Source organism: Anabaena sp. UHCC 0187, assembly GCF_009712035.1.
Classification (GTDB): domain Bacteria; phylum Cyanobacteriota; class Cyanobacteriia; order Cyanobacteriales; family Nostocaceae; genus Dolichospermum.
The window spans coordinates 191695-217090 of the sequence record NZ_VILB01000005.1 but is presented as its reverse complement, the minus strand read 5'-3'; the positions used below and the strand labels follow the sequence as shown (position 1 = coordinate 217090).

The 25396-nt window shown below is 38.6% G+C and carries 21 protein-coding genes; 11 read left to right on the top strand and 10 right to left on the bottom strand.

The window, feature by feature from the left end; translation table 11 throughout:
• The 4 genes from FJR11_RS05675 to FJR11_RS05660 form a co-directional block, all read right to left on the bottom strand.
• On the bottom strand, positions 1-352 hold a 352-nt coding region (locus FJR11_RS05675), incomplete at its 3' end, for a winged helix-turn-helix domain-containing protein (RefSeq protein ID WP_305765050.1).
• A 130-nt stretch (positions 353-482) separates the two neighbouring features.
• The gene (gene aspS, locus FJR11_RS05670; protein WP_168502732.1) at positions 483-2270 is read right to left on the bottom strand and encodes an aspartate--tRNA ligase; all 1788 of its coding nucleotides are present in this window, start codon (positions 2268-2270) and stop codon (positions 483-485) included.
• A 417-nt stretch (positions 2271-2687) separates the two neighbouring features.
• Positions 2688-3068 carry a hypothetical protein gene (locus tag FJR11_RS05665; protein WP_168502731.1) on the bottom strand — a complete coding sequence of 127 codons (381 nt, stop codon included), beginning with the start codon at positions 3066-3068 and terminating at the stop codon, positions 2688-2690.
• A gap of 119 nt (positions 3069-3187) precedes the next feature.
• Positions 3188-4051 carry a zinc metalloprotease HtpX gene (locus FJR11_RS05660; protein WP_168502730.1) on the bottom strand — a complete coding sequence of 288 codons (864 nt, stop codon included), beginning with the start codon at positions 4049-4051 and terminating at the stop codon, positions 3188-3190.
• A gap of 170 nt (positions 4052-4221) precedes the next feature.
• On the opposite strand from FJR11_RS05660, the gene crcB reads away from it, so the two are divergent.
• The gene (crcB, locus tag FJR11_RS05655) at positions 4222-4620 is read left to right on the top strand and encodes a fluoride efflux transporter CrcB (RefSeq protein WP_168502729.1); all 399 of its coding nucleotides are present in this window, start codon (positions 4222-4224) and stop codon (positions 4618-4620) included.
• Positions 4621-4649: 29 nt separating this feature from the next.
• Positions 4650-6050 (top strand): Rieske 2Fe-2S domain-containing protein, encoded by a 1401-nt coding sequence (locus tag FJR11_RS05650; protein ID WP_168502728.1) that lies wholly within the window; start codon positions 4650-4652, stop codon positions 6048-6050.
• Positions 6051-6114: 64 nt separating this feature from the next.
• Here FJR11_RS05650 and FJR11_RS05645 read toward each other — a convergent pair whose 3' ends face one another.
• Positions 6115-6906 carry an SDR family oxidoreductase gene (locus FJR11_RS05645; protein ID WP_168502727.1) on the bottom strand — a complete coding sequence of 264 codons (792 nt, stop codon included), beginning with the start codon at positions 6904-6906 and terminating at the stop codon, positions 6115-6117.
• Between the two features lie 925 nt (positions 6907-7831).
• On the opposite strand from FJR11_RS05645, the gene FJR11_RS05640 reads away from it, so the two are divergent.
• Positions 7832-9136 carry a serine/threonine-protein kinase gene (locus tag FJR11_RS05640; protein ID WP_168502726.1) on the top strand — a complete coding sequence of 435 codons (1305 nt, stop codon included), beginning with the start codon at positions 7832-7834 and terminating at the stop codon, positions 9134-9136.
• Positions 9137-9580: 444 nt separating this feature from the next.
• On the opposite strand, the gene FJR11_RS05635 is transcribed toward FJR11_RS05640, so the two are convergent.
• From FJR11_RS05635 to acs, 4 genes are read right to left on the bottom strand one after another with little or no spacing between them, the layout of a single operon-like run.
• The gene (locus FJR11_RS05635; protein WP_168502725.1) at positions 9581-9862 is read right to left on the bottom strand and encodes a hypothetical protein; all 282 of its coding nucleotides are present in this window, start codon (positions 9860-9862) and stop codon (positions 9581-9583) included.
• The gene (locus FJR11_RS05630; RefSeq protein WP_168502724.1) at positions 9859-10533 is read right to left on the bottom strand and encodes a DUF4365 domain-containing protein; all 675 of its coding nucleotides are present in this window, start codon (positions 10531-10533) and stop codon (positions 9859-9861) included. Before FJR11_RS05630 ends, FJR11_RS05635 begins: the two co-directional genes overlap by 4 nt.
• A gap of 4 nt (positions 10534-10537) precedes the next feature.
• Positions 10538-11098, bottom strand: a complete 561-nt coding sequence (locus tag FJR11_RS05625) for a DUF4365 domain-containing protein (protein WP_371417461.1) — start codon at positions 11096-11098, stop codon at positions 10538-10540.
• Between the two features lie 47 nt (positions 11099-11145).
• Entirely contained in the window at positions 11146-13116 is a 1971-nt protein-coding gene (acs, locus tag FJR11_RS05620) for an acetate--CoA ligase (RefSeq protein WP_168502723.1), read from the bottom strand.
• A gap of 272 nt (positions 13117-13388) precedes the next feature.
• Here acs and FJR11_RS05615 point away from each other — a divergent pair, with 272 nt between their 5' ends.
• The 3 genes from FJR11_RS05615 (at position 13389) to FJR11_RS05605 (ending at position 16747) form a co-directional block, all read left to right on the top strand.
• Entirely contained in the window at positions 13389-14081 is a 693-nt protein-coding gene (locus FJR11_RS05615; protein WP_174762925.1) for a hypothetical protein, read from the top strand.
• A 66-nt stretch (positions 14082-14147) separates the two neighbouring features.
• On the top strand, positions 14148-14606 hold the full coding sequence (locus FJR11_RS05610; protein WP_168502722.1) for a hypothetical protein: 459 nt from the start codon (positions 14148-14150) through the stop codon (positions 14604-14606).
• A 311-nt stretch (positions 14607-14917) separates the two neighbouring features.
• On the top strand, positions 14918-16747 hold the full coding sequence (locus FJR11_RS05605; protein WP_168502721.1) for an iron uptake porin: 1830 nt from the start codon (positions 14918-14920) through the stop codon (positions 16745-16747).
• Between the two features lie 356 nt (positions 16748-17103).
• Here FJR11_RS05605 and hisIE read toward each other — a convergent pair whose 3' ends face one another.
• Complete coding sequence (gene hisIE, locus FJR11_RS05600) at positions 17104-17754, bottom strand: bifunctional phosphoribosyl-AMP cyclohydrolase/phosphoribosyl-ATP diphosphatase HisIE (RefSeq protein WP_168502720.1); 651 nt, start codon at positions 17752-17754, stop codon at positions 17104-17106.
• Between the two features lie 145 nt (positions 17755-17899).
• Between hisIE and hemL the strand changes: the two genes are divergently transcribed.
• The 5 genes from hemL to FJR11_RS05575 all read left to right on the top strand — a co-directional run bounded on the left by hemL (position 17900) and on the right by FJR11_RS05575 (position 25349).
• The gene (gene hemL / locus FJR11_RS05595; RefSeq protein WP_168502719.1) at positions 17900-19198 is read left to right on the top strand and encodes a glutamate-1-semialdehyde 2,1-aminomutase; all 1299 of its coding nucleotides are present in this window, start codon (positions 17900-17902) and stop codon (positions 19196-19198) included.
• Between the two features lie 524 nt (positions 19199-19722).
• On the top strand, positions 19723-21318 hold the full coding sequence (locus tag FJR11_RS05590; protein WP_168502718.1) for a serine/threonine-protein kinase: 1596 nt from the start codon (positions 19723-19725) through the stop codon (positions 21316-21318).
• A 383-nt stretch (positions 21319-21701) separates the two neighbouring features.
• Positions 21702-22898: an ABC exporter membrane fusion protein gene (locus tag FJR11_RS05585; RefSeq protein ID WP_168502717.1), complete on the top strand. Its 1197-nt coding sequence runs from the start codon at positions 21702-21704 to the stop codon at positions 22896-22898.
• Positions 22899-23040: 142 nt separating this feature from the next.
• Positions 23041-24216 (top strand): ABC transporter permease DevC, encoded by a 1176-nt coding sequence (gene devC / locus FJR11_RS05580; RefSeq protein ID WP_174762924.1) that lies wholly within the window; start codon positions 23041-23043, stop codon positions 24214-24216.
• A 167-nt stretch (positions 24217-24383) separates the two neighbouring features.
• Positions 24384-25349 carry an AEC family transporter gene (locus FJR11_RS05575; protein WP_168502716.1) on the top strand — a complete coding sequence of 322 codons (966 nt, stop codon included), beginning with the start codon at positions 24384-24386 and terminating at the stop codon, positions 25347-25349.
• Positions 25350-25396: the final 47 nt, after the last annotated feature.

Below are 25396 nucleotides of genomic sequence, written 5' to 3'. Positions count from 1 at the left end.
TATCTTTTTTAGTAGTTCTAAATTCAATATACTCTGGAAACTGGTCTAAAAATTTGACATTAATTGCTGTAATATTTTTACTTAAAATCTCCTTTCCCCGTTCTGTAATTTGAAAAAATCCTCTTTTGGGAGATTCCACTAAACCAGCTTTTTTCAAATGTGTCCTAGTCCAACCTACGCGATTATCAAAAACCGCTTGTTGTCCACTAGGTAATAAATCCTTTCTTTCCTCATCACTTAAATTAAAAACATCAGCTAAAAATGTAATAGCGTCTCTTAAAGAATGTTCCTTTTCATCACCTGCATATTGTAATAAAGGGAGCATAATAGTTTGAAAATCAGGAATAGTCATCTTTTCCAAATCAATCAATATATTAAATTTTATACCATACTCTTGCGCTCTTCTCTGTGCCTCCGCGTCTCTGCGTGAAAAAAATCATATTTCAACCCCCTGCAAAAAAAGCAGAGGGAATAATCAAACCTTAAACCTTCGGTTTAAAAGTGGAAGCAACGTGTAACTCCTTCAATTGTTTTGCGTCCACATTTGCGGGAGCATCTGTTAACAAACAACGAGCTTGTTGAGTCTTAGGAAAAGCAATAACATCACGAATTGATTCTTCTCCAGATAACAACATTACCAAACGATCTACACCATAAGCAATACCACCATGAGGAGGAGTACCATATTCAAAAGCTTCTAACAAAAAGCCAAATTTACTTTGTGCTTCTTCCGTTGATAAACCAATAGCTGCAAACACCTGTTCTTGAACTTCTCGCTGATAAATTCGCAGACTTCCACCACCAACTTCAAACCCATTTAAGACTAAATCATAAGCTTGAGCGCGGGCGGTTTTTAAATCGCTGATATCATCAGGATGAGGGGCTGTAAATGGGTGATGTAATGCTTCTAGACGGTTTTCACCTGCATTCCATTCAAACATGGGAAATTCTGTCACCCACAGGAAGTTAATTTTGTCTTTTGCAATTAACTTAAATTCCTTAGCCACAAATTGACGAATTCTGTCTAAAGTTTTATTGACAGTCCCTGTATCAGCCGCCGCAAATAATAACAAATGTCCAGCTTTTGCACCTGTTCTTGTTAAAATTTCCTGCTTTTGTTCCGGTGTCAAATTATCTTTAATTGCGCCAATGGTGTCAATTTCGCCATTTTCTCGAACGCGAATATATGCTAAACCTTTCGCACCAGCTTCTGCGGCTTCTCGGAAAATATCTCCACCTGGTTTAATGCGAACATTAGAAATTGCATCGTTACCGTTAGGAATGGGCAGAATTTTGACGATACCACCGTTAGCAACAGCTTCTCGAAAAACTTTAAAACCGGAATCTTTTAAAACGTCGGAAACATCAACTAATTCTAAATCGTAGCGGGTATCTGGTTTATCACTTCCGTAACGGTTCATTGCTTCCGCATAGGGAAGCCGAGGAAAAGGACGAGGTAAATCAATTCCTTTCACGGTTTTGAAAATATGACAAACTAACTTTTCGTTGAGTTCAATAATTTCATCTTCAGACATGAAACTCATTTCCATGTCTAATTGGGTAAACTCCGGTTGTCTGTCGGCGCGTAAATCTTCATCCCGAAAACATCGCGCAACTTGATAGTATCTATCCATTCCCGATACCATCAATAATTGTTTGAATAGTTGGGGAGATTGCGGTAAAGCAAACCATTCACCTTCATTCACGCGACTGGGAAGAATATAATCTCGCGCACCTTCGGGGGTGGAACGGGTGAGAATGGGGGTTTCGATTTCGATAAAACCTTCTAAATCTTCCAGGTAGCGACGCATGGCTTTGATAACTTGATGACGCAATTGCATATTTTGCGCCATGCGTTCCCGTCGTAAGTCCAAATAACGATATTTTAACCGCAAGTCTTCCCGAACTGTTTCCGTGTCTGCGGTGGAAACTTGGAAAGGTAACTGTTTGCGGACGGCGTTGAGTAGTTCTATTTTATCCGCATAGATTTCGACTTCGCCTGTGGGTAGACGGGGATTTAGGGATTCTGGGGGACGTTGGCTAACTGTACCGGTGATGGCGACAACGTATTCATTTCGGAGTGAGTTAGCCTGTTCGTAGGAGTCTGGGGTGCGCTGGGGGTCGCTGACGATTTGGACAATACCAGAGCGATCGCGCAAATCTAAGAATATCACACCACCGTGATCGCGGCGACGGTCTACCCATCCGTAAAAGGTAACAGTTTCACCAATATGTTCTTTTCGGAGTTCGCCGCAATAGTGAGTTCGCATAGTTGTTAGTTCTTTGGTTCCGGGCTAGGTTGGGTAAATGTCAAGGCTTTCCCATTATCTAGCATCAACAGTCATTGTAGTAGTTTTAGTTGAAAAAAAATCAGCAAAAATCAAGAAACCAATCATTTTCAGTCTCGATCTCTAGAACACTATGTTTTTATTTTAGCAAAATATATACTTATAAAAATTTGATTAATCTCTGAAAAACTTATCTATGAAGATGTTGTATCAGGTTTTATTTGAGATTTACCATCAATTCTCAGATCAGGGATACAATCGTCTCATATCCCTAAATATAGCGATTCTAAATAATATGTAAACATCTCCTTCTTTTCTTCCTCCGCGCTCTCTGCGCCTGGAGCGGTTAGTTAAAAAAAATTCGTTTACAAATCAAATAGAACCGCTATATTGTTATTATTAATCCTGATCACGAGGAGCATTAAAAGCGTCCCAAGCAGCCTTAGCAGCATTTTGGAATCTCTCGCCTAAATCTGTCACATCCTTAGACAGTAAATTCCAGTTATACTCTAATTCTTCTTGAATTTTCGCCCAAGAATATTCTAAGCGATCCCGCTCAATAAGTTTGTCTCTTTCAATAGCTTCCCGCGCCTGACGCACCGCATTTAAATAAGTTTCACGGGTGAGAGTACCGGCAGATTCCGCTTCAGCTTGGGCGCGGTTTTTAATTGCTTCCAATAATGCCGTAGTTTCCTGCTTAACTTCATCTGTCTCGCCATTTTCACTGGTATGAAGACTAATTTCTACGATTTCTATAGATTCAATATTGTTAGTAGTCATAGTTGCCACATCCTATTGGTAAAGTTTACTTGTGGATGAATATTGCACCTGTAATGATCATAATTTGGTCATCAGTTAATTGGGGATTTATCAATATACTTATGACCAAAGATAGATAATTAACGACTAATAAGTTGCCGTTCTAATTGTAATAAAGCTTCTACTCTTACTTCAGTTGCTGGGTGACTAGAGAAAAGATTACCCAAAAACTGCCCAGAAATGGGATGAATAATTAATAATGGTTCAAAAGCTGGGTTAGCATTCAAAGGCATTTGTCTAGCTGTAGATTCCAACCGTTGCAAAGCCCTAGCTAATGCGCGAGGATTACCTGTTAATTTTGCAGCACCAGCGTCAGCAGAAAATTCTCTAGTTCGGGAAATAGCCAACTGAATCACCGTCGCAGCAATGGGGGCAAATATAACTGTAGCTAATACGCCCAAAGGATTGCCACCTCTTTCATTATCCCGTGAACCGCCACCAAACCACATACTATAACTGAGCATTTGCGCGAGGAAGGAAACAGCCCCAGCCACAGTAGCCGCCACCGCTTGAGTTAAGGTATCACGATTGATAATGTGGGTAAGTTCGTGGGCAATTACGCCTTCTAATTCATCCTCTGGGAGGATGTCTAAAATCCCGGCAGTGACAGCCACAGCGGCGTGTTCGGGATCTCGTCCTGTAGCAAAAGCGTTGGCGGTTGGGCTAGGAACAATGTATACTCCCGGCATGGGAATATTGGCACGGCTAGATAATTTTTGGACAATGTGATACAGTCCTGGTGCTTCTGCTGCGCTGACAGGTTGGGCGTTATATACTGCTAAAGCAATCTTATCTGATTGATACCATGAGAATAGATTAGTCGCTGCGGCTAAACCAATGCCGATAACTAAGCCCCCCGTACCACCAATCACCCAATAACTAATTGCTATCAATAAGCCACTAAGAGTAGCTAGTAAAATAGCAGTTTTCAGTTGATTTCCCATCTTGATAACTCTCCTACTTGTGCTGTATTAATTTTTGTAACTTTGTCTGGACAACAGCATCCTTTTAGCCACTCCTTGATTGTATCGAGTTCAACTTTGAGGTACAGTGATGAAAACCTATCCCCAAAGTACGGTTTTCCGTTTGAGGCCGATTTAAGAAAAGATTAATAATGTTACAACAGGCAGAAATTCGTGTTCCCATTGCCATTAGTTTAGGGGCAATAGCTGGGGCTTTAAGTCGCTATTATTTAACTTTGTGGTTTACAAACCGCTTTGGTTTTGGTTTTCCCTATGGAACTTTTTTTATTAATATTAGTGGTTGTTTAGCAATGGGTTTTTTCGCAACTTTAGCTATGGAAAAAACAGCGATGATTTCTCCAGAAATTAAGTTGATTGTTGCTACAGGATTTTTAGGGGCATATACTACTTTTTCTACTTTTGGGTTAGATACAGTTGGCTTGTTACAACGTGGTAATTGGTTAGCTGCTGCTGGTTATTTTTCAGGTAGTACAATTTTAGGAATTATCAGTGTTCAATTAGGGATGATTATTGCTAGAATGTTAAATTAAAAGTTATTGAAAATTAATCAATACAGAAAATGGTGCAAACACAATCTCTTCTCAACGAAAATTCTATCACAGAAATATTACCTGGAGGAAATAACCCCGATTCTTTCCAATTAGCAGAAGCATGGTATCCAGTTCACTATCTTCAAGATTTAGATAAATCAAAACCCACTCCTTTCACTCTTTTGGGTAAAGACATTGTGATTTGGTGGGATCAAAAAAACTCATTTTGGCAAGTATTTATAGATCAATGTCCTCACCGTCTTGCACCCCTTTCCGAAGGCAGAATTAATGAAGAGGGACTATTAGAATGTCCTTATCATGGTTGGTCTTTTGCTGGAGATGGAACTTGTCAAAAAATTCCCCAACAGGTTGCAGATGGAAAAGCGGAAACTTCTCCCAGGGCTTGTGTACCATCTTTACCAACAACAGAACGACAAGGATTATTATTTGTCTATGCTGGTAATCCAGAGAATGCTGTAAATACAAAAGTTCCTGTAGTTGAACCCATAGAAGCAGCGCCGGATGGATGGGTAATTATGAACACTTTTAGAGATGTTCCTTATGATGCTTTAACATTATTAGAAAATATCCTTGATCCTAGTCATATTGCCTTTACCCATCATCTGACAGTGGGGAATCGTGCCAATGCTGCACCCTTAGAATTAGAAATAGTTGAATCAGGAAAACATGGTTTTGAAGGGATTTGGAAACAAGGATTAAAAGCGGGACAATCGGGAAAACTTTCCACAACATTTATTGCCCCTGGGTTGATGTGGCATGATATTAATGCGGAAAAAGGCAGAATTTTAACCGTTGTTTATGCTGTCCCCATTCGCAAAGGTGAATGTCGGATTATTGCCCGTTTTCCTTTTAAGTTCAAGTCTAAACTACCAGGATTTTTTATTAAAATTCGCCCTCGTTGGTATGTCCATATTGGACAAAATGGCGTTTTGGAAGATGATCAAATTTTTCTCCATTATCAAGAACGTTATTTAGCGGCTCAAGGTGGTAGTGCTAATTTTAATAAAGCCTTTTATCTAGCGACGAAAGCAGATACTTTTGTGGCTGAGTTACGTAAATGGGTAAATCAATATCATGGGGAAACATTTCCAGAAGAATCTTTACCACCACTTTTATTGAATAAGGAAGGATTGCTAGAAAGATATCATTCCCATACAGAAAAATGTGCTAGTTGTCGTCAGGCTTTAAAAAGAGTTCAACAGTTAAAATTTTGGTGTGGTGTTCTTACTATTGTTGCTTTAGCTAGTAGTCCTTTATTAGCTTTTTTGATAGAAACAAAATCAATTTTATTGGTGATGGTAGAAACATTGATCCCTCTGTTGTTAGGTGCAGGATGGTGGAAATTAAGTCAGTTGGAAAGGGAGTTTTATGAGGGGAGAATGATCCCCCCTCGTAATTTACATGAGTGAATTAATTACTTTTTCTCACGCAGAGGCGCAGAGGCACTCCAGAGGAATTAAGAGGATTTGAAATTTATCCGGCAGCATCAGGTAATGGTTTTTTGGGTGTTGCTAGTTGCAGGATGATTTCTAGTAACCACGGGGCAATACGTTGGCATAATACGGCTAGGTGAGATTGCCAGCCTACTAATATTTCTGCGGTATCGTTTTCTATGCCGATAACGAGGGCTTGGGCGACTTGTTCGGGTGTCATGGGGATCACTCCCCGGAATGATTGCAAGTCACGCACCATGTCTGTTTCGGTGAGGGAAGGGAGTAGGGCGATAACACGGACATTGTGTTGGGCAAGTTCTTGACGTAGTGCCTGGGTAAATCCAACAATGGCAAATTTGGTGGCGGAATATGTGGCCATTGTCGGGGCGGCAACTTTCCCCATTAGACTGGAGACATTAACAATGATCCCTTGTCTTTGACTCACCATACGTTTGGCTATCAAGCTGGTGAGGGTGTACATTCCCAACAAATTGACGGAGAGTTCTTCTTGCAGTTGGGGAAGTTTTGATTGCAGAAATGAGTTTTGATGTGCGACTCCGGCACAATTTACGAGTAGATGAATTGGTCCATGAGTGCGCCAAAGTTGGGCTACGGCGATGTTGACGTTGATTGAGTGAGTTAAGTCTAAGGCCATGATTGTAGTTTCTACGCCCAAAGCTTCGATTTCTGCGGCTACTTCGGTTAACTTTTGGCGATCGCGTGCTACCAATATTAGCCTTTTCATGCCCTGTTTGGCTAATTCTAAAGCGATCGCTTTACCAATGCCACGGGAAGCCCCGGTAATGAGTGCAACTTTTCCTTGAATCTTCATCGGTTTTCACCTCCAAATTCTTCATTTTTCGTCTTCCTTTTGCCTTCTTGGCAATCAACAGGGAAGACGATTAATGAACGGTAAACAAAAATCAAATCTCCATTCAGTGACAAGATTCGAGCTACTTTTTCTGCTCATTTGCAATACCCCTTTATTGCTTGTTGAAAGCAGAAATTCCTCGTTGTCAGGATTGTTTAATCAACATAAAAGACTTTTGGCAGGATGGATAAAGCTCATTGATTTCACCTCTCTAATGATCCGAGCATTCACCAGTGCTGTCGTACCTACACACATTAGCAACTAAATCAAGTTATTGCAATATTTTTTAATCAGGATTTCTGAACAGTCGTTTTCCTAAAGTATATATATGGCAATCTGAATTTATATAAGTTTTTATTAATACTGGGCAAGTAATATCTTGATCCCCTCACAATTGGTTAATTTTTGTTACAACAGACACATTTTTTAACTTGTTCAAGATAATTAATCTGTTGCATTTATAAAGTATTAGTTATATTTTTCAGGAAAATAATGGCTAACGTCACGCTATCAGCACCAATTTATAGACATAGGAAAATAATTATTAGCAAAAGTGAATACTATATTTCTCTCTCTCAGAATATTTAGAAGCTGAGAAATCTAGTGAAATTAAACATGAATATATTGATCAAGAATTTGAATATTTTAAGACTTGACAAGACGCGAAATTTACATTATACTTATGTTATCAGTAGGAATCTGTCCGCGCATATATAGTAAAATTTTGCATTATTAACATCATTATTTTTACCCATATCTAAAATATCCCTAATTTCTTTGTTCCAATCATTCTGTATCAAAATCAATTATCCTAGAAATTGAGAATCTAAATCCTGTTCATCCTTAAATCCTGTAAATCCTGATTCAGACAAAATACTATTTCATCATGTTACAACCAGGAAAACCATTAAAACAACGTCCCCAATATGTTATAGAAAAAGTAATTGGAGAAGGAGGTTTTGGAATTACTTATAAAGCTAGACATCAAGATTTGAATTTTCCCGTTGTTATTAAAACTCCTAATAGTCGGTTGTGTAGAGATGTTAATTATCCTAGATTTGTGGAAGGTTTTCGCAAGGAAGGAAGAACATTAGCCAAAATTTCTCAAAATCATCATCCTAATATAGTCAGAATTATAGACTTTTTTGAAGAAGATAATTTACCATGTTTAGTCATGGATTTTGTTAAGGGTGAAAATTTATATCATTTAATCCAAGACAAGGGCAGTTTATCAGAAAAATTTGCGATTGATTATATTAAACAAATCGCTGATGCTTTATCTCTCTGTCATGAAAATAGGATTATTCACCGGGACGCACATCCAGGGAATATGATATTAAGAGAAAATAGCAATACTGTAATTTTAATAGATTTTGGTTTAGCAGGAAATGTGAATAGTCAAAGTATTAACCAAGCTGCTAATTTAGCTTTTGCACCTTGGGAACAAATGTTAGAAACAGAAAAATCAGCAAGTATAGATGTTTATACTTTAGCTGCATCTTTATTTTATTTACTGACTGGAGATACTCCCACACCTTGTTTAGCAAGGAAGATGTTAAATAATGATTTCATAGAACCAAAAAGGATAAATTCAAAGATTAGTGATAGGTTAAATCAAGCGATTATTAAAGGTCTAGAATTAGAACCTAAAAACCGTCCGCAAAGTATGAAGGAATGGGTGGCTTTATTTCCTAGTCTAAATAGTGAGAATAATGGTAATGACGCTGAATTAAAATCAGCCGTAGGAATGGACTACACGAAATTGCAAAACTACCTTAAAGCAGGGAACTGGAAAGAAGCTGATGCGGAAACTGTACGAGTAATGTTAGCGGTTGTAAAGCGAGAACAGGAAGGTTGGTTAGATGTTGCAAGTATTGATAATTTTCCCTGTAAAGACCTCCGCACTATTGACCAGTTATGGGTAAAATACAGTGATGGATGTTTTGGGTTTTCTGTTCAGAAAAAGATTTATCAAGGTTTGGGTGGAACGAGAAAATACGATAAGAAAATTTGGGAAACCTTTGGAGATAAAGTAGGATGGAGAAAAGGAAGCAACTGGTTGTACTATAAAGATATTACTTTTGATAAAAAAGCACCAGAAGGACACCTCCCGGCAGAAGTTTTGTTTGATTATAGGGCTTTCTCTTCTCTTTCTTCTCTCGCATCGAGACTTGTAAACTGTAACATTTAAAGATTACATAAAATTATTAATTCAGAATCAGGATATCCAGGATTAAAGGATTTACAGGATTTTATTTTCTGATGAAAGCTCCCCCAATTCTGACATAATTAATTAGATAAATGAGAAAATTACTCCCTTCCCACACAAAGATAACTGATATTTTTTCTCTGTGTCCTCTGTGGTTCGTTTAAAAAAATTAGTAATCTAACAGTAATATCAAGAATAATTGAACGCAGATAAACGCCGATAAACACAGATAAAGATGGACAATCAAAAATCAAAACATGATACTTTCAAACAACATCCTGTAAATCCTTTAATCCTGGACATCCTGATTCTGACAAATTAAAATATTAGTACACCACAAATAAAATCAAAATCCTGTAAATCCTGAATATCCTGATTCTGACAAATAATAAAATATCCAATAACCTGTATCAGCAAATACTTTTTTCATTCTTCACTTTTGTGTGAACCATATAAATAGTAATCTAAATTTTTTGACATATCAGATGGTAGCTTTTCCCATTCTGTTTGATGAATTTGGCTAGTAATATCATCAATGAAATTTAAAAAAGATGGAGATGATAAGTTATTGCTAACATCTCCAGTTTGACTTTCGGAAATTCTTTGCTTAAACCTGTTTTTAATGAAGAGTAAGAAATTTAAAACTTCTTCAATTACAAAATCCGGTGATTGAGTAATTTCTTTGATTAGTTCTTCTTTTGTTGTCATGATTTCACCTTGTTTACTTCATGATTTATATCATCTTTAGCTGCATAATTTTGTTTAATTCTTTGTTGAAGATCACCAAATACCTTGCGACGTTCACGTTGTGAAATTTGAGATATTTCGTAATTTATATCATCACTTGCATGATAACGTTTACGTAGTGGACGTACATAACTTATATGAGCAGTTGGTTGATTCTCATCACGTTGATTCTCATACCATTGATTAATCAAAGAAACAATATCATTTATTGCTTCCTTGGTCAATTTTCTAAATTCTGGACTTCTATTAAATTCTAATTTGTTACTGTTTTCGTTATCAAAAATTGGTTTGCTAATCCATTTATAGTATCCATTATCATTATCCAGTGTAAAGAAAAATAGACATATTGGAAAATTACACTTTTTGAATCGTGATTGCAGAACATTTACATCTGCTCCTTCTATATTGAAAACAGCATCATTTTGAATTATTTTAGGTGTGGATTTTACAGCTTTTATTTCCACACCGAAAAGCCTATTAATATCCTCACCATTTTTGCTAATGGAAACTAGAACATCTAAATCATAATCTTTTGTATCTCTATAAACAATCAAATCATTACGTTCAGTTAAAGATACTATTGCTAAAGCTTTTGAACGTAAACCAATATACCAAGGTTGTTCTGTTTGCATTGTTTCATCTCCATTTGAACTTGGAACTTAAATTTTTTTGTTTATTCTGTGTATAAGGTTTCCAGAAATCATTGACTTCATTCCAAAGGATTTCTCTATTTTGTTTATTAATAGGAAACTCAGTAGATAGGCTTGAGAGAGATTTTAAATTTTCTCCATTAGCAGAAACTATATAACCTGTTTTTTGAATTTCATCAATTCCAACTATATAAGTTGGTGCTGGATAAGATGCTATACCAATTACAGATTTTTTTTCTACTTTCACATTAAGACGGTTATCTTGTTTAGTATAACCTCGTCTGGTAGTTTTGACTTGTACAAAGAAATAGGGAACACAAGAAACAGCACCCACTAACTCCACAATAAAATCAACATACTGCCATTTATCTCCTAAAAACTGCGGTTTAAAAATTGGACCAGCATCAGAGTCAAATTCTGTTATTAAGATATTAAATAGCCACTCACCTCTTTGTCCTAGTGCATCTCTCATTTTCTTGTATATACCCCTATCATAATTCAAGTTATAATTTTCTTCACACAATATAGGGTAGGCAATTTTGCCCACCCCAAATTACTTTGCTTCTTAGCGTCTCTGCGCGAAACTAACCTAAATTAATTCCCTTCCCGCAACTTATCCAAAACACTGCGATCCTCCAAAGTCGAAGTATCCCCCGATATTTCCTGTCCTGATGCCAAATTCCGCAACAAACGCCGCATAATCTTACCAGAACGGGTTTTTGGCAAAGCATCAGTAAACCTGATTTCACCAGGACGAGCGATCGCTCCAATTTCATTGACAACGTGCTTTTTCAGTTCCTTGCTCAACTCCTCACTGGCTTGATAAGTTCCCTCCAAAGTCACAAAAGCCACAACTTCCTCACCCTTCAAATCATCCGGTTTACCCACCACCGCAGCCTCAGCCACTGCCGGATGAGATACCAAAGCCGATTCCACTTCCATCGTTCCTAAGCGGTGTCCAGACACATTCAGGACATCATCCACGCGCCCCATTACCCAGAAATAGCCATCCTCATCCTTTCTTGCACCATCACCCGCAAAATACGTATAATTACCATTTGTGGGCGGAATATGTTCCCAATAGGTACGACGGAAACGATCAGGATCACCGTACACAGTCCGCATCATTCCCGGCCAAGGATGACGAATGGCTAAATAACCACCCTCATTATCAGGGACAGAATTCCCGTCTAAATCCACCACATCCGCAATAATACCGGGGAAGGGGAGAGTAGCTGAACCTGGTTTAGTGGCAATTGCCCCAGGTAGAGGTGTAATCATAATCCCACCTGTTTCCGTTTGCCACCAAGTATCCACAATCGGACAACGTTCACCACCAATGATTTTGTGATACCACATCCAAGCTTCGGGGTTGATAGGTTCACCCACACTTCCCAGTAATCGCAGAGAAGAAAGATTACGTTTGTTAGGATGATGTTCACCCATTTTGATAAAGGCGCGAATTGCCGTTGGTGCAGTATAAAAAGTTGTTACACCATATTTCTCAATGACATCCCAGAAACATCCAGGATTAGAAGCACGGGGCGCACCTTCATACATCAGAGTAGTTGCCCCGTTGGAAAGTGGTCCATAAACAATATAGCTATGTCCCGTAATCCAACCGACATCGGCAGTACACCAATATACATCTGTATCTTTGAGATCAAAAATCCATTTGGTCGTGATATGGCTGTATAAGTTATAACCGCCTGTGGTATGGACAACTCCTTTCGGTTTGCCCGTACTACCAGAAGTGTAGAGAACAAACAGCATATCTTCACTGTCCATCGGTTCAGCGGGACAATCAGCGGAAACGCCTTTTTGTAAATCGTGCCACCAATGGTCACGTCCTGCTGCCATCTGTGTTTGTTGATTTGTGCGTTTGACAACTAGCACATCTGTAATGCTGGGAACTGCATTATTTTCTAAAGCTTTATCTACCTGTTCTTTAAGAGGTACAATTGCATCTTTGCGCCAACCACCATCGGCTGTGATCACTAACTTAGCTTCGGCATCATTCAAGCGATCGCGCAAAGCTTCAGCACTAAAACCACCAAAAACAACGCTATGGGGTGCGCCAATTCTCGCACAGGCTAACATAGCAATAGCAGCTTCGGGAATCATCGGCATATAAATACCAATGCGATCGCCTTTTTTTGCTCCCAACTGCTTTAATACATTTGCAAACTGGCACACTTCCCGATGCAATTGGGCATAAGTCAGAGTCCGTGAATCTCCCGGTTCTCCTTCCCAAATCAATGCAGCTTTATTTTTCCGCCAAGTAGTGAGATGTCTGTCAAGACAATTGTAAGAAATGTTTATCTTACCGTTGACAAACCACTTGGCAAAAGGTGGTTGCCAATCTAGTACGGTGTCCCATTTTTGAAACCAATGCAACTCAGTTTCTGCCAATTCTGCCCAAAATTTCTGAGGATCGGCTTTTGCTTGGTCGTAAAGACGCTGATAGTCTGCTAAACTTTTGATCTGGGCATTTTCTGAAAATTCACTGGTAGGCGGAAATAGCCGCTTTTCCTGTAAAATGGATTCTATAGTTGGTTGAGACATAATGATGGATGCAAACGATATTGTGACTTAAAACTATTTTTAACGAAGTTGTGCAAAAAAAACTTCAGATTTCCATGAAGTTGCGATGAGTGTAAAGATTATTTACCGATCTACTCATCTAGTCTTACTCTAGTACGAAAATTAATTAACGCTGATTTGTTCAGTGCAGTAGTCAGATAAAATAATGATAATGTTTTTAACAACCTTATTTACTGATCAAGTTCAATATCAATCTTTAGGTACTGTGTTAGTGTTTTACAATAGGGTATAGTTTGCAAGCAAAAGAAATTAAGGATAAACTAAATTTATTAATTGAGCAAGCCTCTGGCATAGATCCAAATCTCACGATAAGATTAAGAGAGATAGACCGTTGGATTAAACATATCAAGCTTGGTTCACTGATATCCAAACCCATCGTTGTTGCTTTTTTATTAGAAGTAATTACGGACTCTAAGGTTTGGTTAGCAATTAAATCTTTACCTTCAGAGGCAGACCAAAAACTACAGTTTGAGCAAATGACCGCCAATGAAAAGTATTGGTACGGTTATCTGTTTCCTAAATGGATAAACGCCACAGACACCAAATTTTATATTTGGAAGAAAAAAATGATGGCGGGGGAGTTTAATCAGGCTGATAGTGATATCATTAAATATATAGCTCAGGATGTTGTTCATCGAGAAGGGGATTTTTGGCGGCGTTATATAGCTGACCTTTCTATGGCAACAGACCTAATTGTTAGCAATCATCAAAATAAACCACTCTGTATTCAAGTTACCAGTGTCAGTGAAGAATTTCATAACACTAAGTATCAAAAGTGGGAAAATGCACTGCAATTGTGGGAAATAGAAAGAGGATTATTCTTAAGTTACAATCCCAAGGAAAATGATTTTATTCATCAGTTAGTCAATGTCGCACTGTATAACAGTGATCATCTTGCGGAAGGGAAGTATGTGAATTTTTCCTGATTCCCAAATATTGAAATCGAAATCTGTGTCCTAGCCAACATCATTAATCCGCTGAAAACACCATTTATGGTTAACCAACAACAGACTAATCATAGCACCCAACTTGAAAGCCTAACAGAAGCGTTAGCAGCAGCCCGGAATATGCAGCAAGATTGGCTAAATTATGGATTGAATTTTGTTCATATTTATGTAGAAGATGTGGAAGGTGATTGGCTAGAAACTTGGGAAGATGATGAAATATCTAATCCTTTATTTGATTCTATTAAAGACTTTTTAGTTAGTGATGATGATGTTGCTATCAAACTTAGAAACTATGTAGGAGACACATCATTGTTTGATTTAGCAGTAGACTTAGAAGAATGCTTGAGAATCTCTAGAGAGAATGACAAAACATTTGCTGTGAAAGATGTCTTAGCGAATGATAATGATAATGATATTGATGATCTGGAATTATTAGATATAGCTCATAATTTTGTAGATAGGTGTTGTCACAAAAATTCAGAAACTAGAATTATTGAGGTCTAGTTTTCGAGAGTTTCAGATACCCGACTTCTTAGAGAAGTCGGGTATCTTGTTTTGTTTATCACAACTAATTTAGGCTTGGTATATAAAAGATAATAAATTTTAATAATTAATTCTTAACCACAAGATAATTTACTACCCTTTGTTGCTATACTAACGATTAGTGTATCAGTAAATTAAACTAGATACAACAGGTCATTAGAAACACAAATTGTATCCATAAATCAGTAGTTATACATGATCAGGTTCAACCATAGTTCCTGAGATATCTCTATTGATTCTCGATTTTCATGATTAATCTGTGAGGAGTTTAAATGAACATAAAAATAGCTACTGCTTGCGGTATAGGTATTCTGTACTTATTCGCTGGAATATTTCCCGCACAAGCGGCGGATGCCTTCGCCGAAGGTTTTGCTAGTTTAGGTGAAGATACTAGTAATATTCAAACTATCAAATCTTCCGAAATTAGTGAAGAAGGATTAAGTAATCAGAAAGTTACTATTGCATCAACAAAAGACAAGACACAGACAGATTCATCAATAGGACAGGTAACATCTGTATCTCAACTTTCCGATGTTCAGCCTAATGACTGGGCTTTTGGAGCATTACAATCTCTAGTTGAGAGATATGGCTGTATCGCAGGATATCCCAATGGGACATTTCGCGGGAATCGGGCTTTAAGTCGCTACGAATTTGCTGCTGGTTTAAATGCTTGTTTAGATAGAGTTAATGAGTTAATTGCTACAGCAACTGCTGATTTACCATCAAAGCAAGATATCATGACCTTGCAAAAACTACAAGAAGACTTTTCCGCCGAATTAGCAACATTACGGGGAAGAGTAGATGCAGTAGAAGCACGGACAACAGAATTAGAAAAAAATCAATTTTCCACAACCACTAAATTAAGTGGAGAAGCGATTATTTCGGCTATTGGTGCTACAGGTGGCGCTCCTGGTGGCAGTGATCCAAACATAGTTTTAAATAACCGAGTTCGCTTAAACCTGACCACCAGTTTTACAGGTAAAGATTTACTGATCACTGGGTTGCAAGCACATAATTTCTTGGATGGTGCTAATAGTGTCCAAGGCAATTTAGGGTTATCCTCATCCATCCTAAGTGCCAGTAGCGCCCGCACCGGGTTTGAACCGCAATTTCCCGGAGTTGATCCGAAAAATTTATCACCTATTGGGGCAAACTCTGTTCAGCTTTATAAATTGCTGTATATCTTCCCTGTTGCTAACAAATTAACCCTATTTGCGGGAACTGGTGCCGAAGTATCTGATGCTTTCCCAGCCGTTACACCCTTCTATGGAGAGGGACAGGAATCTATCTCTCGGTTTGGGAATTTAAACCCTGTTGTTCGGGTTTCTGGAGGCACTTCTGGTTCTGGTTTAGCCTCTGCGGCTGGGTTTATTTACAGCATATCCCCTCAACTGGATTTGAGAGCTTTATACGGTAGTGTGAATGCGAATCTGCCTCAAACTGGTGCTGAGATAGATCCTGTGAACGCACCTGGAGTTTCTAGTACACCTTTGGGATCTGGGGTATTTGGTGGTAGTAGTGTTGTAGCTACCCAATTAACTTTTAAACCCACCAAATCCATAGATATTGGCTTGAACTATGCCAATAGTTATCACCAAATCAATATTTTGGGTACGGGATTAACTAGCAGTGATATTGGTTCAGGTTTTGATAGCGGTGCTATGGCAGGTGTGCCGCTGGGAACACCCGTAAAACTTAACTCTTTTGGTGGAACTGTTAATTTACGGTTTTCTCCCAAAGTGGCTTTATCTGGTTATGGTGCAGCCATGTTTGTGGATGATTCTTCTACCACTATTAATGCTTCTACAACCTTTACCAGTTGGATGGTAGGTTTACACTTCAACGATTTGATCAAACAGGGTAACAATGCTGGTTTGATTTTTGGACAACCTCTTTATCGGACTGATGCTAGTGGAACTGCCACCCTTGCTGACGCGGGGGTAAATAGAGCCGTTCCTTATCATTTGGAAGGTTATTACCGTTTCCGTGTTAATGACAATGTGAGTATTACTCCAGGTGCAATTGTCCTCTTTAATCCTGAAGGAAATAGTGCCAATGAAACCACAACTATAGGGGTTCTGCGGACTACCTTTACTTTCTAGGTTAAGAGGTAATTCATTGTTGTAAGTCCTAAAAAGGACTTACAGTTATAAACTTTGTCTGATAGCGTGGCGTAGCCATATCAGGATTTCCAGGATTTGAGGATTTTCAGGATTGTGATTTATTAATTGTTGGTGAATGTTAATATTTTCACTGTCTGAATCAGGATTTCCAGGATTTGAGGATTCTCAGGATTGTGATTTATTAATTGTTGGTGAATGTTGATATTTTCTATCATGAAAAAATCTCTATTTCCAATTTTCTAATAAACAATGACATCCTGTAAATCCTTTAATCCTGGTTATCCTGATATGGCTAACGCCACGCTTCGCTATCAGACAATTATTAATAAATTCCCCTACTTCCTTCTTTCCTGCAACTTGCGATATACGGCTTTTAAATCAACTTGATGATGAGCCAAAGCTACAAGGGTATGATAAAACAAATCCGCAACTTCACCAGCAATCCCATCGGCATCATTATCCTTACAGGCCATAACTACCTCGGCACTTTCCTCACCAATCTTTTTCAAAATCTTATTATCACCACCAGCCAATAACTTGCAGGTATAAGAATCTTCATTAGGGTGATCACGGCGATCGCAGATTACCGCAAACAATTGTGATAAACTATCCCCCGGTGGTGGTGTCACCGTGCCATCAACTTGATGAAAACAACTGCGTTCCCCAGTATGACAAGCAATATCACCCAACTGCTCCACTCCTACCAAGAGAGCATCACTATCACAGTCATAACGAATAGTTTGTACCTTCTGAATATGTCCAGAAGTCGCGCCCTTGTGCCAAAATTCCTGACGGGAACGACTCCAAAACCAAGTTTCCCCAGTTGCCAAAGTCCTTTGTAACGATTCCCGATTCATCCAAGCCATCATTAACACAGTACCATCCAAATAATCTTGGACAATTGCCGGCACTAAACCGTGATCATCGTAGCGAATTTTTTCCACAGGGATAGCAGATTGAAGCGATAGCGGTTCGGAAGAAGACATACCAGTTAATTTACTCTTATAACAATAATTCTTTGACTAAAGATACCATTTTCAGCTAATTCTATACCATAGAAATTCTGAGCAGCTTTTCACCCTATCCTAAGATAGAAGCTCGATTTTAATCACCACTTGTTAGGAGAAACCCTTGGTAAATACCTCAATTAAAACCACAAAATCCCAAGAAATCTTTGCGGCTGCTCAAAATCTCATGCCCGGAGGAGTGAGTTCGCCCGTTCGCGCTTTTAAATCCGTAGGTGGACAACCCATCGTATTTGATCGGGTTAATGGCGCACATATTTGGGATGTAGACGGCAACAAATACATTGACTATGTTGGAACTTGGGGTCCAGCTATTTGTGGTCATGCTCATCCAGAAGTCATTTCCGCACTGCACACAGCCCTAGAAAAAGGAACTAGCTTTGGCGCTCCCTGCGTCCTGGAAAACGTTTTGGCCGAAATGGTCATTGATGCTGTTCCTAGCGTCGAAATGGTGAGATTCGTCAATTCTGGAACAGAAGCTTGTATGGCCGTATTACGGTTAATGCGAGCCTTTACAAATCGAGAAAAAGTCATCAAGTTTGAAGGCTGTTATCACGGACACGCTGATATGTTCTTGGTCAAAGCTGGTTCTGGTGTGGCTACCCTGGGTTTACCCGACTCCCCAGGAGTACCCAAATCCGTAACAGCCAGCACCCTAACTGCGCCTTTCAATGACTTGGAAGCGGTAAAAGCCCTATTTGAACAAAACCCCAACGAAATCGCCGGTGTCATTCTCGAACCCGTAGTTGGTAACGCTGGCTTTATTACCCCTGATGCTGGTTTCTTGGAAGGACTACGGGAACTTACCCAAGAGCATGGCGCATTATTAGTATTTGATGAAGTGATGACAGGCTTCCGCATTGCCTACGGTGGCGCACAAGCAAAATTTGGTGTTACCCCAGACTTAACCACTATGGGTAAAGTTATTGGGGGTGGTTTACCCGTAGGTGCTTACGGTGGTCGCCGGGAAATCATGTCTATGGTTGCCCCCGCAGGCCCTGTATATCAAGCCGGTACTCTATCTGGTAATCCTTTAGCGATGACAGCGGGAATTAAAACCCTCGAACTCCTCAGCAAACCCGGTACTTATGACTATTTAGAAAAGATTACTAAACAGTTAGCTGATGGATTACTAAAAATCTGCTCAGATACTGGTCATGCTGCTTGTGGTGGCAATATCAGCGGTATGTTTGGGCTGTTCTTCACCGCTGGGCCTGTTCATAACTATGAAGATGCCAAAAAGGCCGATACAGCTAAATTTGGTCGTTTCCATCGGGGAATGTTAGAGCATGGTATTTACCTAGCACCATCTCAATTTGAAGCTGGTTTCACTTCTTTAGCACATACCCCCGAAGATATTGAACAGACCTTAGCCGCTGCCAAAGATGTACTATCTAGTTTGTAGGTAAGGGTCTAGGGGTCTAGGGGTCTAGGGGGAAGAAATGTCTTTCTTTTTTCTTCTTCTTCTTCTTCTTCTTTCTTCTTTCTTCTTCCTGACTCCTGACTCCTGACTCCTGACTCCTGACTCCTGACTCCTGACTCCTTCTTTCTTCTTCCTGACTCCTGACTCCTTCTTCCTGACTCCTTCTTTCTTCTTCCTGACTCCTGACTCCTGACTCCTGACTCCTAACTCCTACTATATGTATATATTTACAATTAAAATTTACCGAGAAATACTTAACAATATTTGCTGTTTTTGTATTACTTTAGTGAGATAATCTATAGAAATAACAATGTTTATTTTATATAGAGCTAAATATGGTCAATACTTACTTTAATGACTACAATTTTTAGTAGTATGAATATGACTTGGGAAAATTTTTCACAAAATTCCCGCTTAAATAACCTAGCAGAAATTTGAATTTGCTCTCAATAATAAATAAGAGCATAATTAGTCCCGTTATTCATCGTGCAGCGAGTTGACAGTGCATGAGCTATTGCGTAAATCCCACTTGTCCAAATCCCAAAAATTCAGGCTCTAGTCAAAGCTGTCAGGCTTGTGGCTCACAATTATTGTTGCGCGATCGTTTTCGGCCGATGAAACCAATAGGTCAAGGTGGTTTTGGTGCAACATTTTTAGCAATAGAGGAACACCTGCCAGGAAAACCTCCTTGTGTGATTAAGCAACTACGTCCATCAGGGACAACTCCGTACATATTGAAAATGGCACGGGAACTGTTTGCAAGAGAAGCGGAAACTCTCGGTAAAATTGGTAATCATCCCCAAATACCCAGGCTACTGGACTATTTTGAGGATAGTGAGCAATTCTATTTAGTTCAAGAATATGTGAGCGGTTTTACTCTCCAACAAGAGGTGAAAAAAAACGGGGTTTATAGTGAAGCAGGAGTGAGGCAGTTTTTAAGTGAAATCATGCCATTGCTGCAATATATCCACGAGCAACAGGTAATTCACCGTGATATTAAGCCAGCTAACTTAATCCGTCGTTCTCAAGATGCCAGATTGGTATTAATTGATTTTGGTGCTGTCAAAAACCAAGTTAGCCAAATCCCAGCCAGTCAATCAGGACAAACTGCTTTAACCGCTTATGCAATTGGGACTCCTGGTTTTGCACCGCCAGAACAAATGGCCATGCGTCCGGTCTATGCCAGCGATATCTACGCTGTGGGAGTGACTTGTATTTATTTGCTGACTGCCAAAATTCCCAAAGATTTAGAATACAATCCCAGCACGGGGGACATGATGTGGGAGCATCTGGTAAACATCAGTGACCACTTGACCACAGTATTGAAAAAAATGTTGGATGTATCAGTACGCAATCGCTATCATATAGCACAAGACGTACTCAGAGCCTTGGACATGGAACCATATTTAGATAGTTTAGCCCAAGGTTTACTCTCTAAACCCTCGGTTGGGCAACCAGAAAAAACCCAGAGCGGTCGAGATTTTGGGATTGACTCCATTCATTCTCCCCGGAACAACAATGATGGTGTATCTAGGATAGCTGCATCTATTCGAGCGAGAAGGGATAAGACATCAGGAGGAAAGGAATGGAAACCTGGAATAACTCACAGTGGAGAATCTATCTCTAAATCACCTTCTAGAGAGGCAAATAATAGTAATGGTTCGTCAGTGCGAAAATTAGATTCCCAAGGGCTATTAGCAGCTTATGAGAAAGGAAGACGGGATTTTGCTTCCTACAATTTCATCCGGTTGAGTTTACCTAGTGTTGACTTATCAGGAACTAATTTTCATGCGGCTCAATTTTATAAAGCTAATTTTCAAGGAAGTAATCTTCACAATACCGACTTTGGCAGAGCGAATTTAAAAGAAGCGAATCTTAAAGATGCGGACTTAAGCAAAGCCTATTTTAGCAATGCGGACTTAGAAGGAGCAGACCTCAGAGGTGCAGACCTTAGCCAAGCTTATCTGAGTCAAACTAATCTTCGGGGGGCTAATTTATCCGGTGCTAATCTGACTGGTGCTAAGGTGACTGATGAGCAATTAGCACTAGCTAAGGTTAATTGGCTAACTGTGCGTCCTAATGGTAAACGGGGTTTGTTTTAATAGGTAATTAGGAATTGGGAAAAAACTGGAATTGTAATTATTATGGACATTTTTAGGTAAATGAACCATATTTTTTTGTGTCATGCAAAGACAATCCAGGTGCAGAGAGAAATTAAGAGTAAGTTTAAATTAAATCATTTTGTCTAAAACATACTAATTTTACTAAAACTGTCATTGGTTAACCATCTGACTTTCTATTTTGGCATATCATCTCTAAATGTTCGTTTCTGTCAAAAACCTAGAATTGATTTGTCATCTGTAATGCAATAAATTGACTAAACCGTTTTGTCTAGATATACATTTTTAGGTTTTTCAGGATTTCGTTTTCTACCTCATATTTTTCATTAACTAATTTTGAAACAGCACTGAAAAGGTATGCAGTTGTGCAAAACCACAAGCTACAAAGTTCATTATCTTCTCAGTCTATTCTCCGATTAGCGATCGCTATTGCTGTGCTGGCATCTTTATCTGTGGCTAGTATTAGTATTTTTATTGTCCTCAAGTTTCGGGATGTAGATAATCAGAAACCAGTAGATTCTAAAGTAGTAATGCCAGAGATTAAAACAGTCACAGCCCTTGGTAGAATTGAACCCCAGGGAGAAGTGATTACATTATCAGCAGCTATATCTGGAGAAGGAAGTCGAATCGAAAAGATATTAGTCAAGGAGGGAGATATGGTAAAAGCAAAACAGGTAATTGCTATTTTAGATAATAGCGATCGCTTGCAAGCAGAATTAACCGAAGCCAAAGCAGAAGTCAAAGTAATTCAATCTAAAATAGCCCAAATTCAAGCAGGTGCTAAACGGGGAGAAATTACAGCGCAAAAAGCCATAATTGACAGATTAGCCGTAGAAAGTCAAGGTGATATTGATACTCAAAAAGCAACTCTAGAAAAATTGCAAGCTGAATTACTCAATGCTGAAACCGAAAATAATCGCTATCAGGAATTATATAAAGAAGGGGCAATTTCCGCTTCTCAGAAAGATAGTAAAAGTTTGAATGTAGAAACTGCTAAAAAAAGTCTTCAAGCTGCACAATCACAATTGAAAAAGCTGGAATTAAGTAGTCAACAACGAAAAAAGGAAGCTTCAGCAACACTAGATCAGATTTCCGAAGTTAGGAAAGTAGATGTAGAAGCTGCAATAGCTGAATTAAATCGGGCGGAAGTATTAGTAAAAAAAGCTACTATTAATCTGCAACAAGCTTATGTAAAATCTCCTCAAAATGGACAAGTATTGGAAATTCATACTCACCCAGGAGAATTAGTTACTAATAATGGTATTGTTAACATTGGTAAAACCAGTCAAATGTATGTAGTTGCTGAAGTTTACGAAAGTGATATTACTAAAATCCTGCAAGGAAAACAGGTACGGATAGTTGGTGATGTTTTTCCTAGAGAATTACAGGGAAAAGTAGAACGAATCGGTTTACAAGTAAGCAAGCAAAATCTCACTAATACAGATCCTTCTAGCAATATTGATAACAGAATAGTCAAAGTTCATATCCGACTAAATCAAGCTTCTAGTCAGCAAGCCGCTAAATTTACTAATATGCAAGTTAAGGCAATTATTTCTCTTTAGTTATTAGTTATTGTGTATTAGTTATTGGTTATTGGTGATTAGTTAAAAACTATTCTCTCTTCCTTCTTCCTTCTTCCTTTCTTTCTACCTCCTGACTCCTGACTCCTGACTCCTGATTCCTGACTCCTGACTTCTGACTCCTATGATTAATATTTTTCAACAATTGCGACGACGAACTCCTTTGGGTTGGTTACAACTTACTCATGAAAAAAGTCGTTTATTTGTAGCAGTTTCAGGTATTGCTTTTGCTGATGTTCTCATGTTTATGCAGTTAGGTTTTCAAACGGCTTTATATGATAGTAATACTCGATTACATCGGAGTTTACAGGCTGATATTATTCTCATTAGTCCCCAAGCCCGTAGTTTACAAAGTATGTCTATTTTCTCCCGGAGACGACTTTATCAAGCAATGGATGTTCCAGGGGTAAAATCGGCTGAAGCTATGTATTGTAATCATATTATTTGGAAGAATCCCCAAACACGCTTAGAAACGGGGGTTTTAATTATTGGCGTAAATCCAGATCAACCAGCTTTTAATTTACCAGAAATTAATCAACAATTGCACAAGATTAAATTACCAAATACAGTTTTATTTGATCGGGCAGCTAGAGGAGAATATCAACAAGCAATTAAGCAAATTCAAGAAGGTAAAACTGTTACAACTGAAATTAATGGCAGCACAATTACTATTGGGGGTTTATTTAAACTTGGTGCTTCTTTTGCGGCTGATGGTAGTTTAATTACCAGTGCTAATAACTTCTCCCAAATTTTTGCCAGGCAGCCTACAAGTAGTGTGAGTATCGGCTTAGTTAAAATCAAACCAGGTTATAAAACTGACCAAGTTGTTGCCCAATTAAAGGCTTATTTAAAAGATGATGTTAGGGTTCTCACCCATGATGAATTTATTGAATTTGAAAATAATTTTTGGAGTAGCAATTCTCCCATTGGGTTTATTTTCAATCTCGGTGTATCCATGGGATTTGTGGTTGGGGTAATTATTGTTTATCAAGTTCTTTCCACAGATGTTAATGCCCATTTACGAGAATATGCAACTTTCAAAGCCATAGGATATCGTCATTTTTATTTACTCACTATTATTTTTGAAGAAGCTTTAATTTTAGCAGCTTTGGGATTTTTTCCAGGGGTAGCTGTATCTTTAGGGCTTTATCAGCTAACCCGAACAGCGACAAATTTGCCGATGTATATGACGATAATTCGTGGTTTACAAGTCCTATTATTAACTATAATTATGTGTGCTATTTCTGGGGTAATTGCTACTAATAAACTTCAATCTGCTGATCCTGCGGATATGTTTTAGGAAAAATAGAGGAGTCAGATGTAGATTGGGTTGAGAAAATTTCACAAAATCTAGGATATCTTGGGTTTTACTTCCTTCAAACCAACCTTGAATTTCATCATTAATAAGTGATTATTTGCCACTACAATTACTAATGCAGCGCGGCAAAAATAACTAACCACCTCACCATGATTGAAAGCCTATTTAAAGCCTACACGCCTCTATTTATTTGGATAGGGTTAGGATTGGTATTATCCCGAATTACCCCCGATAAATTAGCTAAGTGGTTAGGACAGTCACTATACTGGGTGGGAGTGCCACTACAATTATTAGTATTGGCACGACATACTAATGCTTCTATTGGTCTGTTAATACCGGAGATAGGAGTGGCAGTAGTGCTACTCAGTTTAACTTTAGCATTGTTAACTTGGTGGGTTTGGCAATGGTTCATGAGTCAGAAAACCAAGTCAGAAGAACAAAGCATAGAAGTCTCAGACTCATTAAAGCGAGCGAGTTTAGGCAGTTTTATTTTAGCAACAATTTTAGGAAATACAGGTTTTGTCGGACTAACACTTACACAAGTGCTAACTAGCCCAGAAAATACTGATTGGGCAGTATTATTTAGCTTAACAAATAATGTTTTTGGTACTTATGGCATTGCCGTCTTAATTGCTAGTTATTTTGGCTTCAGAGAAACCGAAAATCATTGGTGGATACAATTGCGAGATATAGCCACTGTTCCCAGTCTGTGGGCATTTTTCATTGGTTTAAATACCCAATTTGTAAAATTACCAGTGGAAATTGAATCAGGTTTAGAACAAGCTGTGTGGGTAGTAATTGCCTTGGCTTTATTATTGGTTGGTTTGCGACTAGGAACAATCAAAGAATATAAAAATCTCGATATTGCTGTAATTGCCAGTGTGCTGAAAGTTTTTATTGTCCCTTTACTCGTAGGGTTAGGGGCAACTTTTTTTGGTATAACTGGCGAACAGCGGTTAGTATTGGTACTCATGTCAGGAACACCCACGGGGCTTTCCGTACTGATTTTAGCGGAAGTTTATGATTTAGATCGCAACTTGTTAGCCAGCAGCATTGCTTTGACTTTTGTTGGCTTATTTTTAGCACTACCCCTATGGTTGATTTGGTTTGGTTAATCTGTTAACTTAGCTGGGAAACACTAACCACCATAAAATAGTCTGTT